The sequence below is a fragment of the Actinotalea caeni genome (assembly GCF_009733795.1).
GTDB classification, from domain to species: Bacteria; Actinomycetota; Actinomycetes; order Actinomycetales; family Beutenbergiaceae; genus Pseudactinotalea; species Pseudactinotalea caeni.
Genome location: NZ_WNXX01000004.1, coordinates 193,334 through 208,254 on the forward strand (window position 1 = coordinate 193,334; position 14,921 = coordinate 208,254).

14 protein-coding genes and 1 pseudogene are annotated in these 14,921 nt (G+C 72.3%); 13 read left to right on the forward strand and 2 right to left on the reverse strand.

What is annotated here, in order from left to right; genetic code table 11:
* Positions 1-39: 39 nt before the first annotated feature.
* From rpsF to GPA02_RS05510, 11 genes and pseudogenes are all read left to right on the forward strand, one after another.
* Positions 40-330 carry a 30S ribosomal protein S6 gene (gene rpsF, locus GPA02_RS05465; protein WP_156198884.1) on the forward strand — a complete coding sequence of 97 codons (291 nt, stop codon included), beginning with the start codon at positions 40-42 and terminating at the stop codon, positions 328-330.
* A 25-nt stretch (positions 331-355) separates the two neighbouring features.
* A complete protein-coding gene (locus GPA02_RS05470) occupies positions 356-877 on the forward strand; it encodes a single-stranded DNA-binding protein (protein ID WP_156198885.1) in 522 nt (173 codons plus the stop codon).
* 47 nt (positions 878-924) lie between these two features.
* Positions 925-1,164 (forward strand): 30S ribosomal protein S18, encoded by a 240-nt coding sequence (gene rpsR, locus GPA02_RS05475; RefSeq protein ID WP_156198886.1) that lies wholly within the window; start codon positions 925-927, stop codon positions 1,162-1,164.
* A 13-nt stretch (positions 1,165-1,177) separates the two neighbouring features.
* Entirely contained in the window at positions 1,178-1,633 is a 456-nt protein-coding gene (rplI, locus tag GPA02_RS05480) for a 50S ribosomal protein L9 (RefSeq protein WP_156198887.1), read from the forward strand.
* 317 nt (positions 1,634-1,950) lie between these two features.
* Entirely contained in the window at positions 1,951-2,553 is a 603-nt protein-coding gene (locus GPA02_RS05485) for a hypothetical protein (RefSeq protein WP_156198888.1), read from the forward strand.
* Entirely contained in the window at positions 2,511-2,936 is a 426-nt protein-coding gene (locus GPA02_RS05490) for a hypothetical protein (RefSeq protein WP_156198889.1), read from the forward strand. Before GPA02_RS05485 ends, GPA02_RS05490 begins: the two co-directional genes overlap by 43 nt.
* 236 nt (positions 2,937-3,172) lie before the next feature.
* On the forward strand, positions 3,173-3,649 hold the full coding sequence (locus GPA02_RS05495) for a hypothetical protein (RefSeq protein WP_156198890.1): 477 nt from the start codon (positions 3,173-3,175) through the stop codon (positions 3,647-3,649).
* A 566-nt stretch (positions 3,650-4,215) separates the two neighbouring features.
* Positions 4,216-5,016: pseudogene (locus GPA02_RS19425) on the forward strand (choice-of-anchor G family protein); the annotation flags it as partial.
* A gap of 1,779 nt (positions 5,017-6,795) precedes the next feature.
* A complete protein-coding gene (locus GPA02_RS19430; protein ID WP_275689717.1) occupies positions 6,796-7,146 on the forward strand; it encodes an LPXTG cell wall anchor domain-containing protein in 351 nt (116 codons plus the stop codon).
* 92 nt (positions 7,147-7,238) lie between these two features.
* Positions 7,239-8,012: a DUF5819 family protein gene (locus GPA02_RS05505; protein WP_156198892.1), complete on the forward strand. Its 774-nt coding sequence runs from the start codon at positions 7,239-7,241 to the stop codon at positions 8,010-8,012.
* Positions 8,009-9,055, forward strand: coding sequence for an HTTM domain-containing protein (locus GPA02_RS05510; RefSeq protein WP_156198893.1), 1,047 nt, complete (start codon positions 8,009-8,011; stop codon positions 9,053-9,055). The genes GPA02_RS05505 and GPA02_RS05510 overlap by 4 nt, the downstream gene beginning before the upstream one ends.
* An 84-nt stretch (positions 9,056-9,139) precedes the next feature.
* Here the strand turns inward: GPA02_RS05510 and GPA02_RS05515 are convergent, their stop codons facing one another.
* Entirely contained in the window at positions 9,140-10,411 is a 1,272-nt protein-coding gene (locus tag GPA02_RS05515) for a PQQ-binding-like beta-propeller repeat protein (RefSeq protein ID WP_156198894.1), read from the reverse strand.
* Positions 10,412-10,728: 317 nt separating this feature from the next.
* Between GPA02_RS05515 and GPA02_RS05520 the strand changes: the two genes are divergently transcribed.
* Entirely contained in the window at positions 10,729-12,699 is a 1,971-nt protein-coding gene (locus GPA02_RS05520) for a right-handed parallel beta-helix repeat-containing protein (RefSeq protein WP_156198895.1), read from the forward strand.
* Positions 12,700-12,702: 3 nt separating this feature from the next.
* Here GPA02_RS05520 and GPA02_RS05525 read toward each other — a convergent pair whose 3' ends face one another.
* Entirely contained in the window at positions 12,703-13,896 is a 1,194-nt protein-coding gene (locus GPA02_RS05525) for an MFS transporter (protein WP_204986506.1), read from the reverse strand.
* A 148-nt stretch (positions 13,897-14,044) separates the two neighbouring features.
* Between GPA02_RS05525 and GPA02_RS05530 the strand changes: the two genes are divergently transcribed.
* Positions 14,045-14,842 carry an SDR family NAD(P)-dependent oxidoreductase gene (locus GPA02_RS05530; RefSeq protein WP_156198896.1) on the forward strand — a complete coding sequence of 266 codons (798 nt, stop codon included), beginning with the start codon at positions 14,045-14,047 and terminating at the stop codon, positions 14,840-14,842.
* Positions 14,843-14,921 lie beyond the last annotated feature (79 nt).

Here is a 14,921-nt window from a genome sequence, read left to right on the forward strand (position 1 = left end):
ACACCGTGACCGCCTAGACCGAAGGAGGTGGGTACACACATGCGTCAGTACGAGCTGATGATCATCCTCGACCCCGAGGTGGACGAGCGCACCGTCGCACCCTCCCTGGAGAAGTTCCTCTCCGTCATCACCACCGGTGGTGGCTCCGTGGAGAACGTGGACATCTGGGGCCGGCGCCGTCTCGCCTACGAGATCGCCAAGCGCTCCGAGGGCATCTACGCCGTCGTCAACATGACGGCCACGCCCGAGCTCGCCAAGGAGCTCGACCGCCAGCTGGGGCTGAACGAGTCGGTGCTGCGCACCAAGCTCATCCGTCCCGACGCCCACTGACCACAACGCGCCGAAGGAGTCTCGTATGGCAGGCGACACCGTCATCACCGTCGTGGGGAACCTGACCGCCGACCCCGAGCTGCGGTTCACGCCGTCGGGTGCCGCGGTCGCGAACTTCACCGTGGCCTCCACGCCGCGGCAGTTCGACCGTCAGAGCAACGAGTGGAAGGACGGCGACACGCTGTTCATGCGTTGCTCCATCTGGCGTGAGGCCGCCGAGAACGTGGCCGAGTCGCTGACCAAGGGCACCCGCGTCATCGTGCAGGGTCGCCTCGTGCAGCGCTCCTACGAGACCCGTGAGGGCGAGAAGCGCACCGTCGTGGAGATGCAGGTCGACGAGATCGGCCCGTCGCTGCGCTACGCCACGGCCAAGGTCACCCGCAGCCAGCGTTCCGGCGGCGGCGGTGGCTTCGGTGGGGGCGGCGGTGGCGGCTCCTACGGCGGCGGCGGTGGCGGCGGCTACGGCGGCGGCCAGGGTTCGGGCAGCAACGCCGAGGACCCGTGGGCCAGCAGCGGTTCGTCGTTCTCCGACGAGCCCCCCTTCTAAACATCCCCGCGTCTGGCTGACGCGAAGCATTCGAGGAGACATCAACCATGGCGAGGAACACTCGCAAGCCGGTCATCAAGAAGGTGAAGCCGGTCAAGCGTCCCGTTCTGGAGAACGGGATCGACTACAAGGACGTCGCGACCCTGCGGAAGTTCATCTCCGACCGCGGCAAGATCCGTGCGCGTCGCGTCACCGGCGTGACCGTCCAGGAGCAGCGCAAGATCGCCCGCGCCGTCAAGAACGCGCGCGAGATGGCGCTGCTGCCGTACTCCGGCTCGGGCCGCTGAGGGAGGGGCTGACATGACGACGAAGCTCATCCTCACGCACGAGGTGACGGGGCTCGGCGCGCCGGGCGACGTCATCGAGGTCAAGGACGGGTACGCCCGCAACTACCTCCTCCCGCGTGGCCTCGCCACCGGGTGGACCAAGGGCGCCCAGAAGCAGATCGACGCCATCCAGGGCGCGCGCCGCAAGCGCGAGATCGCCACGATCGAGGAGGCCCGCGCCGCGCGTGACGCGCTGCAGGCCAAGCCGGTGGTCGTGAAGGTCCGCGCGGGCGAGGCGGGTCGCCTGTTCGGCGCCGTCACCACCGCCGACATCGCCGAGGCCGTCGCCGCGGCGGGCGGGCCGGCGATCGACCGTCGCAAGGTCGAGATCCGCAACCCGATCAAGTCGCTCGGCTCGCACCAGGTCACGGTGCGCCTGCACGACGACGTCTCCGCGACCATCGAGGTCCAGGTGGTCCCGGGCGCGTAACCCGGTCAGCATCGCTCGAGAGGGCCCGGCTCCGTCACGGAGCCGGGCCCTCTCGCGTTCGTGGTCGACGGCGGGGCGCGCCGGCGCGCGGTCCCGACCGACGGCGTGGGACCGTGACGTTCACCACGAATGGTTGAACTGTCACCGAACTGTTACCGATTTCAACTAGTTTGCGTGCTGCGGCTGGATAGGTTCAGCCCGGCCACCCAGCAGGGCGGCCCGTCTAGGGGACTTCCACGGGGTCGGGGACTGGGTGACAGGGACACCGCGTGCTGCATCGGCGCTCATCGACGAGGGTCGCTGGGGCTACCGCCGCGGTGCTGGCGCTGTCGCTGGTCGCGTCGCAGTCGGCGGCGCGTCCGACGGACGACTCCGAGGCGTTCGCGCGACTGATCTCGACCGACGCCCTGACGCTGGACCTGCTCGACGTGCTGGGGCAGTCGTCGGGCAACCGCACCGGCGCGGGCGCGAACTACGGCAAGATCGACCTCGCGCTCCTACAGGGGCTGCTCGGGCTCGACCTGGATCTCGGCGACGGGCTGGTCCTGCCCCTGCTCGGGGAGGCGGGCACCAGCGTGCTGGACCTCGGGCCTCTCGCCGGCGCCGGGGTGCTCGGCGCGTACGCTACGAGGTCGACGAGGCCGCGGGTGGCGGCGACGGTGACGTCGACGCTGGCGAGGCCGATGCTGACGCCACCGACGGTGGTGGGCCCACGGGTGACGACGTCGATGGCGGCTACCCGGCTGGTGGTGGTTCTGACGGTGGCGACCCGGCTGGTGATGACTCCGACGGTAGCGACCCGACGGCTGGTGACACCGACGGCGACGACCCGACCGGTGGTGACACCGACGGCGAACCTGGTGATCTTGAGCCGGTCGTGGCGGCCGATCCGGCCGTCGTCGGCCTCGGCGACGAGCTGACCGTCACCGGCACGGGCTTCCCGCCGAGCAGCGAGGTCACCGTCACCTACGTCGACGCCAACGGCGTCACCGTGGCGACCCAGCTGACCATCACGAGCGAGACGGGCGAGCTCACCGACGCGCTGGTCGTGCCCGCGGGCACAGCCCTGGGCGAGCTGGTGGTCACGGCGACCGCCGGTGCGACGTCCGCCACGACCTCGGTCGAGGTGGTCGACACGGACGACGGGGACGTCGAGGGCGGCGACACCGGCGGCGGGGGCGACGATGCTGGTGACACCGATGGGGGCGCTGCCGACGGGGCCGATGCCGACAGCGGGGGTGTCGACGGTGCGGACGTGACCGGTGACGCCGACGGCGGTGACACCGACCCGGACCGGGGGTGACACGTCGGGGGCGGCACCGATGGCTCGGAGCGACCCGGCGACGACCGGCTCCGGCTTCCCGCCGAGCAGCGAGGTGACGATCGCCTACGTCGACAGCTCCGGGGAGGACGATCGCGACGTCGACCGTCACGACCGACGAGACCGGGGCCTTCACCGACACGATCGCCGTCCCGGCGGGCACGCCTGCGGGCACGCTCACGATCACCGCCACCGCGGGGGAGCGCACCGCCGCGGCCGTGGCGCGCGCCATCCGACTGGGCATCAGCCTCGAGCACCCCGCGCGGCAGCGCGGCGAGGTGCAGGTGGGCCGCGGCACCGGGTACGCACCGGGCACGGTCGTGCACGGGTTCATGAGCTCCGCCCCGGTCGTGGACCTCGGTACCCGGGTGGCCGACGCCGACGGCGAGGTCACCTTCACGTGGACGGTGCCGGCCTCGGCCGGTCTCGGCACCCACACGTTCTCGCTGACGGCGGAGGGCTACCCGGACCAGGCGGCCACCTTCGAGGTGGTCGGCGCACCGACCGCGCCCAGCGCACCAGGTTCCCCAACCGCACCCGCGGCGCCGGCGGACACCGCGCAGCCGAGCGGGCCGGGCGATCTTGCCGGCACCGGGTTCGACGCGACGCTCGCCGGTGCAGCGGCTCTGCTCCTGCTCGCCGGCGCCCTCGTCCTGCTCGTGGCACGGGCTCGTCGGAGGCTTGCACGGTCCTGAGTTTCGCGACCCGTCGTCGGCATGCGACGGATAGTTGCGACGCACGTCTAAACACAGCGTCTCGTCGACCTGTGACAGCTCGGCCGTTACGTTGCGCCGCAGCCGGTGAGGACCGGACAACGCACGCATCGATGGTCGGGGAGAAGCAGCGAATGCGCAGGTCAGAGCGGACTCTTGCGTCGACCCCGCTCGGATTGGGCGCGATGTTCACCAGGCGAGACGTGATACGTGAAATGTCATCAAATAGTTATCAACCGGACAGGTCGCGTAAACGTCTAGACGCTATGGTCGGGCTTCAACCGCCCGTCCGGGCGGCTTCTGGGAACCACAAGTCGGGGGGCTTTGCGTGACAGCACGAACACCCCGGGCGAGAACGATTCGCCCGTCAAGAAGGCTCGCGGGCGCTGCCGCAGCGGTGCTGGCGATGTCGCTGGTCGGCAGCCAGGCTGCCGCGGCGCCAGATGATCGCTCGGAAGCGCTGGCACAGCTGATCAACGTCGACGCGCTGGAGCTGGACGTTCTCGAGACGCTGAGCAGGGCGTCCGGCAACCCCAGCGACCCTAGCCCGGGTTTTCGGCACCATCGACGCCGCACTCCTGAACGGTCTCGTCGACGTGGAGCTCGACCTCGGCGACGGGGTTCCTCTGCCTCTGATCGACAACGGCGAGAACGGCGGTCTGCTCGACCTCGGCGAGCTCGCCGGCCTCGGCGTGCTCGGCAGCTACGCGGCATCGGAGACGGAGACCACCTCAGTCGCGGCCACCGGCACCGTCACCGACGACGGCGTGATCGATCTCGAAGAGATCGAGGATCCGGGAAATCCGGACCTCGCGCGAGTCGACCTGACCGGACCGCTCGACCAGCTCCAGATCGACGGGCTGACGGACCAGATCATCGACGAGATCTCCGTCGGCCTGGGTGCGCTCGCGGCACGCGCCGAGGCCACGGATGTCGGTACCTACGACTCCGACTACGTCGTCGTGGGCGCCGAGCTCCGGATCAGCAGCCCCGCGGTGGGCGCGCTGAGCGGCGAGCTCACGACGACGTTCGAGGGTCTCGACGCACTGCTGGAAGCGCTCATCAACGAGTCGCTCGGTGAGGAAGGGACGCTCGGCGAGCTGGTGGGGCTGCTCGAGGCGATCAATCTCGACCTGGACGTGCTCGGTTTTGGGCTCGTCAGCGTCGGCATCGACGAAGCCACCGTCGGCGTGACGGCGGCACTGCCCAACATCGAGGACATCCTGCTCGAAGAGGTCGTGAGCGAGGACGGACTCGTCGCGATCGACCTGACGACCGGTGTCATCACTGTCGACTTGGCACAACTGGTCGACAACGGTGATGAGGCGGGTCTCAACGGTCTGCCGGCAAACACCCCCGTGCTCACCGACGAGACGATCGAGCAGATCGTCGCCAGTGTGGGGAGCACTCTCGGCCAGCTCGTCGACTCCCTCACGAACGAGATCAGCGAGACGCTCGAGCAGTCGACGGTCCAAATCTCCCTCGAGGGCGGCGTCGCGCTCGCTGGCCTCGGTATCGGTTCGGTCGACGTTGAGATCGCCGGCACGCTCGCGCAGCTCACTGGCGCAGACCCGACGGACCCGACGATCGACATCGATGCCGACGTCGTGACCATCCCGGTGGGTGTCTTGGTCGGTGCCCTCACGACGCCGCTGCTCAACGAGGTGCTCGGTATCACGGGCACGCTGCTCGACGCGCTTCTCATCGACATGGCCGACGAGGCCGAGACAGCGCTGCAGGGCACGGTCGACGTGCTCCTGGAGCCGTTCGAGCCGATCCTCGACGAGGTGCTGACGCAGCTCCTCACGATCACCATCAACGAGCAGCCGACGGAAGCCCCGATCAACGGCGAGGGCGACCTCGGCGAGGACTCCTTCACGGTCCGAGCTCTGGCGATCGACCTGCTCCCGCTGCTCGGCGACCTGGCGGTCGGCGTGGACCTCGCGTCGGCGACCGTGCGGGCCACGCCGCTCGCGGCGACGCTCACGGTCGATCCCGACCCGGTGGAGATCGGTGCGGAGCTGACCACGGTGGGTGAGGGCTTCCTGCCCAACTCCGAGGTGACGATCGAGTACGTCGACGCAGGTGGTAACACCGTGGCGACCTCGACGGTGCCGGTCGACGAGAACGGCGGCTTCACGGACACCATCGAGGTGCCCGAGGAGACCCAGCTCGGCTTGATGACGGTGACGGCCCGGGACACGGTGAACAACACCGCCGAGGACACCACCGAGGTCATCGACGGCACCGGTACGGACCCGGAGGGCACAGACCCCGAGGGCACCGACCCTGACGGTACGGACCCCGAGGGCACAGACCCCGAGGGCACGGACCCGGAGGGCACCGACCCCGAGGGCACCGACCCCGACGGTACGGACCCTGACGGTACGGACCCCGAGGGCACCGACCCGGAGGGCACCGACCCTGACGGTACGGACCCGGAGGGCACCGACCCCGAGGGCACCGACCCTGACGGTACGGACCCGGAGGGCACCGACCCCGAGGGCACGGACCCGGAGGGCACCGACCCTGACGGTACGGACCCGGAGGGCACCGACCCCGAGGGCACGGACCCCGAGGGCACCGACCCCGAGGGCACCGACCCTGACGGTACGGACCCCGAGGGCACGGACCCTGACGGTACGGACCCCGAGGGCACCGACCCCGAGGGCACCGACCCCGAGGGCACGGACCCCGAGGGCACCGACCCCGAGGGCACCGACCCTGACGGTACGGACCCCGAGGGCACCGACCCTGACGGTACGAACCCGGAGGGCGCCGACCCTGACGGTACGGACCCGGAGGGCACCGACCCTGACGGTACGGACCCGGAGGGCACCGACCCGGAGGGCACGGACCCCGACGGTACGGACCCGGAGGGCACCGACCCCGACGGTACGGACCCTGACGGCACCGACCCCGAGGGCACGGACCCGGAGGGCACCGACCCGGAGGGCGCCGACCCGGAGGGCACCGACCCCGAGGGCACGGACCCCGACGGCACGGACCCCGACGGTGACGACCAGGGGCAGCTGTCGATCGACGTCGAGTACGACACCCGCTACCGCGGGCAGGTCCAGATCGGGTACGGCTCCGGCTACGCCCCCGGGACCGTCGTGCAGGGCTTCATGAACTCGACGCCCACGATCGACCTCGGCACCCAGGTGGCTGACGCCAACGGTGAGGTGACGTTCAGGTGGACCATCCCGGCCTCGGCCGCGATCGACACCCACACGTTCTCGCTGGAGGCCGACGGCTACGACACCCAGTCGGTCAGCTTCCGAGTCCTCGCCGACGTGTCGGCGGGTGGGAGCGGTGGCTCCGGCAGCGGTAGCGGTAGCGGTAGCGGCAGCGGTCGCCTGCCCAGCACCGGTGCCGACACCACGCTCCTCGGCGCGGCCGCGCTCCTCCTGCTCGCCGGAGGTGCGGTGGCGCTCGGATCGGCTCGGATCCGTCGTCGGAGCTCGTCGGAGGTATGACGACGACAACCACGGGAAAGGCTGGTCGGGCCACGCGGCCCGACCAGCCTCAGCCCCCGGAGCGGCGTGACGCCGCTCCGGGGGCTTCCCCCATGTCCGGGACCGGCCGCAACCGGCGGCCACGCTGGGCCGGCCTCGTCGTGTGGCTCGGTGTGACCGCCGTGCTCCTGCACACCTTCGTGATCGCCACATGGGTCGGGCCGAGCACACCCGTGCGCGAGGCGATCGGCACCGACACCCTGCGCTCCTACGTGCACCCCGTGTTCGACCAGTCGTGGCGGATCTTCGCCCCGACACCGCGACGCGTCGCGGTGAACTTCCAGGTGCGGGCCGAGTACGTCGACCCCGCGACCGGTGAACGGGTGCGCACCGAGTGGTTCGACCTCGTCGACGGCGAGGACAGCCTCATCCAGGGCAACCTGTTCCCGCCGCGGATGTCGCTGGCGTCCCGCCGCATCGCCAACCGCCTCCACTCGGCGATGGACGACCTCAACGACCGCCAGCTGGAGCTCGTCGCGGCGAACTTCTTGACGACACCGATCGCCGAGCTCGGCGACCTGATGATGGATGCCACGGACAGCAGCGTCCCGCGTGGCACCGTGGGCAACTACATGACCTACGACGCCGTCGCCACCCATCTCGCGACGCTCTTCCACCGGGCCGCGCTCGGTGACGTCGAGATCACCCACGTGCAGTACCGGACCGGGCGGCGCTACGTGCCGACCTGGGAGCCCGGGTCGACACGCACCGTCGACGACGCGAGCATCACCTGGTTCGACTACGGCTGGCGCCAGCCGGCCGAGGTCACCGACGACGAGCTCGCCCTCTTCGCGCCCTACCTTCGGATGAGCGGAGCCATCTCGTGATCGCCGCGGCGCTCCGCCCCCTCCGCGACGTCCAGGAGCGGCTCGAGGGGTGGTTCCTCGACGCCAAGCGCGGCACCTACGGCGCGTCGTTCAGCAGGATCGTCGCCGGCCTCGCGGTGCTCGGCATCCTCGTCACCAACCTCGGCACCCGCTACGCGCTCTGGGGCCCCGGGTCCGCCTGGGCGGCCCCGATCCGCGAGCGCTCGGTGTGGGGTGGGCTGCACGAGCTGTGGTCGACGTCGAGCCCGCTGCTGTTCACGCTCCAGTACCTCGTGCTCATGGCACTCGCCGTGTGCGTGATCATCGGGTGGCGCACGCGCGCGGCGATCGTGCTGCTGGTCATCGGCATGACGGCGCTCGTCGAGCGGAACCCGATGGTCGGTGACCAGGGCGACAACATCGCCCGCATCGGCCTGATCTGGCTCGCGGTGGCCACCGCCTCCGAGCACTGGTCGCTCGACGCCCGCCGTCGACGCCGGGCGCTCGCTCGGGGCGGGACGCTCACACGGGCGCAGCGCTGGTGGGCCGGGCTCCCGGTGCTGCCCGCCTGGGCCGGTGCTGCGGTGCACAACCTGGCCCTGATGGCGCTCGCGCTGCAGGTGTTCGTCCTCTACCTCGCCTCGGCCCTGTACAAGATCCAGGGCGACCTGTGGCAGAACGGCACCGCGCTCTACTACCCGCTCTCGCTGCACGAGTACGCGGTGCTGCCGTGGGCCAACGACCTGCTCACCAGCAACGGCCTGATCCTCACCGCCGCGACCTACTTCGCGGTGTTCGTGCAGCTGTTCTTCGCACCGTCGCTGCTGCACCCGTACACGCGGCGGATCGCCGTGCCGGCGGTCATCGCGATGCACGTCGGGATCGCCGTGCTCATGGGGCTGCCGTGGTTCTCGCTGTCGATGATCGCCTTCGACGGCATCTTCGTCTCGACCCTGACCTACCGGCGCCTGGAGGCATGGGCCGGCCCGCGGCTGCGGCGGCTGGGCGACCGCGTCGCCGCACAGCTCCCGCGGTCGCGCCCGGAACCTGTCACCACCTCGTAGCGGCGTGCCGAGCTCGTAGCGTGCACCGTACGAGCTCGGCACGTGGCTACGAGCTCGGCGCACTGCGGAACTGGGCGGGTGGACTCACCAGGCCAGCCGCACCACGTCGGTGCCGTCGATGACCACGATCCCGTCCGACAGCAGCGCGAGGGTGAAGGCCGACACCTCCTCGCCGTAGGTCCACAGCACCTCGCCGGTGCGGACGTCGAGGCCGTGCAGCTGCTGCGGCTCGCCGACCAGGTCCCACAGAACCAGGGTCGACCCGCCGCCCACGACCGCGAGCGAGGGGAGGTCCCACGCCTCCCACAGCGTGCGCCCGGTGGCCTGGTCGACCCCGGTGAGGCGTGTGCCGGAGGGCATCCAGTGCGCGACGACCACGACGTCCGCGAGTCGGCCGACGAGGTGGTCGGACGGGAGCCGCCAGAGCTCCTCACCGTGACGGGCGGCCACCGCGACGTCGAGGTCCTGGCGCACCTGGACGGCGCTCCCGGGGTCGTCGTCGGGCGCCAGCGTCAGGGACTCGACGAGGGTCGCACCGTCGGCGTCCACGAGGGTGACCGCCGTTTCGTCGTCCGACCAGGAGAGCTCGTACCCGTACGGCGCGCGGTGCACCCACCGCAGGCCCGACTCCTCGACCGTGCCGTCGTCGACGTCGAAGGACACCGCCGGGGCACCGGTGACCAGGTGCACGTGGCCGCCGACGACCGTCAGGACCGCCGTCCACCACGCGAGGTCGTCCTTGGCCAGCGCCTCCGCGGGCACCGGCGTCGCCCAGCGCACCGTGCCGTCGCGCGCGACGCGCCGGACCTCGCGGGCGTCGTCGTCGGCGACGGCCACCACGACGTCGGCACCGACGTCGGTCGCCCTCACCGCACCCGGCACCGGGACGGTCGCCGCCCTGCCGTCGTCCTCGACGCGCAGCACCGCGGCGTCGGGGGTGCCGGGCGCGTCGACGCAGGTGACGGCGCGGCCCACCTCGCAGGAGGCCGCGTCGACGGCGGCCTGCCAGACCGTCGCTCCCGTCACGGGGTCCAGGCCGTGGACGCCGTCGGCGGCCATCGCGACCACCGTGTCGCCGACGAACCACACCGTCTCGGACCGCGCGCCGTCGACGGCGATCTCCGCGACCCACCGCACGTCCGGCGCAGCCGTGAGGTCCACGCCCAGCACCGCGACCGTGTCACGCGGGACCGAGCCCAGCAGCGCACCGCGTGTCGGGGCCGCCAGCACACCGGCCACCACGAGCACCAGCGCCGCCACCCAGGTGACGGCGCGGCCGGCCGGGCCGCGACGCCGGGAGCGCAGCCGCGGCACCGCCGGCTGCACCGCGAGGTCGAACTCCTCGACGGCGGCCATGTCGCCATCATGCCCGCGAGCGACCCTGCCGTCACCACATCCGTCGTGCCGACCACGTCCGGCGACCGGGCCTGCCGCGTCGCACCACCACGTGCCGGGACCGGGACCGATAACGTTGTCGTCGCCCCCGGACCGGGGGCGACCGAGGTGTCGACAGCCCTCCCACAGGAGCGCTCGGGCGACACCCGCGCGGGGAGCGCGCGTCGTCGTCGACCCTCCCGCGCAGCACCGGCCGCGGGGCCCCGAGGCGCTCGCCGGTCGAGAACCCCACCCACCTCGTCACCGCACCACCGCCGTCCGAGAGGAACACCCGACCCATGTCGGTCATCCACGTCGCCACCACCGGTTCCGACACCGCGAGCGGGTCCGCCGACGACCCGCTGCGCACGATCCAGCGGGCCGCCGAGCTCGCGACCCCCGGCACCACCGTCGTCGTCCACGGCGGCGTCTACCGGGAGTGGGTGCGGCCCCCGCGCGGCGGCCGCGGCGAGGACCGCCGGATCGTGTTCCAGGCCGCCAAGGGCGAGCACGTGCGGATCACCGGCTCCGAGCGGGTCACCGGCTGGGAGCGCGAGGACGGCGACGTCTGGCGCGTCACCCTCCCCAACGGCCTGTTCGGCGAGCGCAACCCGTTCGCCATCGAGGTGGCGGGCGACTGGCTCATCCGCGAGCCCGGTGAGCCGGCCGTGCACCTCGGCGAGGTCTACCTCGAGGGCCGCAGCGGCTACGAGGTGAGCAGCCGCGAGGCGGTCGCCGACCCCGACGCCGTCCCGCTCACCACCGTCGACCGCTGGACCGGCCGCCCCGGCCACGAGCGCGACCCCGAGCAGGTGCAGCAGCGCTGGTACGCCGAGGTCGGCGAGGACGCGACCACCGTGTGGGCCCACTTCCCCGGCGTCGACCCGAACGCCGCGCTCGTCGAGGTCAACGTGCGCCCGGCGGTGTTCTTCCCGACCGAGCACCACGTCGACTACATCACCGTGCGCGGCTTCGAGCTCTGCCAGGCCGCCACCCCGTGGGCGCCGCCGACGGCGGACCAGCCCGGGCTCGTCGGCCCGAACTGGGCCAAGGGCTGGGTGATCGAGGACAACGACATCCACGACGCCACGTGCTCGGCCGTCTCGCTCGGCAAGGAGCGCTCCACCGGCCACAACCTCGCCACCGAGCGCGGCGACAAGCCCGGCTACCAGTACCAGCTCGAGAGCGTCTTCGCCGCCCGCCAGATCGGCTGGGACCGCGAGCACATCGGCTCCCACGTGGTGCGGCGCAACACGATCCACCACTGCGGGCAGAACGGCGTCGTCGGGCATCTCGGCTGCGTGTTCTCCCGCATCGAGGACAACCACATCCACGCGATCGCCACCAAGCGGGAGTTCTTCGGCCACGAGATCGGCGGCATCAAGCTGCACGCCCCGATCGACGTCGTCATCAGCGGCAACCGCATCCACGACTGCACGCTCGGCACCTGGCTGGACTGGCAGACCCAGGGCACCCGGATCACCCGCAACCTCTACTACGGCAACACCCGCGACCTGTTCATCGAGGTCAGCCACGGCCCGTTCGTCGTCGACCACAACGTGCTCGCGTCCCCGGTCTCGCTCGACAACTTCGCGCAGGGCGGCGCCTACGTCGGCAACCTCGTCGCCGGCGCGATCCGGCTGGAGCCGGTGCGCGACCGGGCCACGCCCTACCACCGGCCGCACTCGACCCAGGTGGCGGGGTACGCCGTCGTGGAGGGCGGCGACGACCGCTGGATCGGCAACCTCTTCCTCGGTGGCGACCTCGACGCCGCGTACGAGCCCGGCTCGCTCGGCCACGACCTGTCCGGCTACGGCACCCTCGGCTACGCCGACCACCCGGGCTCCCCGGCGGAGTACCTGGAGCGGGTCGAGGCCCGCCGCCCCGGCGACCACAAGCCGTTCCTCGACCTCGTGCAGCACGTCGACGTCCGCGGCAACGCCTACGTGGAGCCCGCCGCACCGCGCCCGGGCGAGGAGGGCGCCGCCGCCGTGGCCGACGGCGTCACGGTCGAGGTGGTCGACGACGGCGACCAGGTCCACCTCGAGCTGACCCTGCCGGGCGAGCTCGCCGCGCCGCGCGTCGGGCTGGTCACCGGCGCCGACCTCGGGGTCGCACGGTTTCCGGACGCGGCGTTCGAGGACCCCAGCGGCGCCCCGGTCGTGCTCGACACCGACCTCGTGGGCGGGCGCAAGGACGCCGAGGGGCGCTACCCGGCGGGTCCGCTCGCGCAGCTGAGCGAGGGGTCGCAGCGGGTGCGGGTCTGGTAGCCGTCAGGCGGGAGGGGCCAGCTGGTCCTCGAGCTCGCGCGGACGCCCCACGTAGGCCATGAGCAGCGCCAGCGGGACGACCAGCACGAGCATCGCGACCAGCGGCACCCGCCACGACCCGGTGGCCTCGTGCAACCACCCGAACCCGAACGGCCCCAGGCCGGCGAGCAGGTAGCCGCCGGCCTGGCTGAAGGAGGACAGCGCCGCCGTGCCCTCCGGGGTGCGGGTGCGCAGCCCGATCATCACCAGCGCCAGCGGGAACACGCAGCAGCCGGCACCGATGAACAGGGCCGCGGGCACCGCGAGCGTGGCGGGTGAGGCCAGCAGCATCGCGAACCCGACCGGGTAGCAGGCGATCAGCGTGAACCCGACCCGGCGCTGGTCGCGGCGCGACGCCGCCAACGAGGGCACCGTCAGCGACAGCGGGATCGACACCGCGGCGAGCAGCGCGACCAGGGCCCCGGCCGCCGCGGGCGAGTAGCCGGCGTCGCGCCACACCTGTGCGTACCAGCCGAACGCCACGTACGCCTGCAGCGACTGCAGCCCGAAGAACCCCGCCATGGCGAGGCCCAGCCGGGTGCGTGCGACCTGCCCGACCGAGATCGCCCGCCGCCGCGCGTGGCCGGGGGAGTCGTCGCGCCGCGCCAGCAGCACCCAGGGGAGCGCCGCGAGCAGCCCGAGCACCGCCCACACCCCGAGGCCCCAGCGCCACGACCCGAGCGCGTCGGCGACCGGCACGGTGAGCAGCAGCGCCCCGGTCAGCCCGATCGCCATCGCGGTCGTGTAGACGGCGGTGACCCTCCCGATCCGCTCCGGGTAGTGCAGCTTGACCAGCGACGGCAGCAGCACGTTCGCGGCCGCCATCCCCGCGAGCGCCAGCGCCGACAGCAGCAGGAACGGCAGCGGGTCCGACACGAGCGCACGGCCCCCGAGACCCGTGGTCACCGCGACGACCGCGAGCAGTGTCGCGCGGTGGATCCCGAGCCGGGCGGCCAGCCGCGGCGTGAGCGCCCCGAACCCGGAGAACGCGAGAACCGGCAGCGAGGTCAGCAGCCCCGCGCCCTCGGTCGAGAGCCCGACGGCGTCGCGCACCTCGGCGAGCAGCGGCCCGACCGAGACGGCGGCCGGCCGCAGGTTGAACGACAGCGCGACGATCCCTGCCAGCGCGAGCCAGCCGGCGGCGCGGCGCGCGGTCATCGCCGCACGTCGCGGCGCAGGAAGGTCATCCTCGAGAGGTATCACGAACCGCCCGCCCCCGGCCGCGCGGTCCGTCTCGCGACCGCGCCCTGGCCCGATCGGTCGCGATGAGGTGACGACGTCGTCGTGCTCGTGGCACCGTTCGTCCATGAGCGAGAAGGTGGATCGCGACGGGGCAGCGGTGGGGCGCCGGTTCGCCGGTGCGGTGGCGGTCGTGACCGGCGCGGGTCACGGGATCGGAGCGGCGTGCGCGCGCCGTCTCGCGGAGGAGGGCGCGCGCGTGATGGTGCTCGACCTCGACGGCGACGCCGCGGCCGCGGTGGCCCGGTCCCTGCCACGGGCCGACGGCGGCGAGCACCACGCGGTCGCGGTCGACGTGACCGACGCGAGCGCGGTGACCGAGGCGCTGGCCGCCGTCGAGCAGCGCACGGAGCGCGTGGACGCGCTCGTCAACGTCGCCGGCGGGGGGATGCCGGAGCCGGCCTTCGAGGACGGCGACGACGAGCCGTTCGAGCGGATGTGGCAGCTCAACTTCCTCAGCGTGGTGCGCGTGACGCGTGCCGCGATCCCGATGCTGCAGCGCAGCGACCGGGCGGCGGTGGTGACCGTGAGCTCGGTCAACGGCCTGATCGCGCTGGGCGGCGAGGCGTACTCGGCGGCGAAGGCCGCGCTGACCTCGCTGACGACGAACCTCGCGGTCCGGTACGCCCCGGGGATCCGGGTCAACGCCGTCGCGCCCGGCACGACCCGCACGCGCGTGTGGGACCACCAGGGCGGCCCGGACCGGCTGGCGCGGCTGTACCCGCTGGCCCGGGTGGGCGAGCCGGAGGACGTCGCGGCCGCTGTCGCGTTCCTCGCCTCGGCCGACAGCGCCTGGATCACCGGCCACACGCTCCCGGTCGACGGCGGGCTGTCGATCCGTGGGGTCCCCGAGTTCGGACGCTGACGACAGCGCTGCCGCCGAGGCCGGCCGTCGGGCCGTCGCGATCGGACCCTTGCGCACAAGTCGAACACCGGCGTACGGT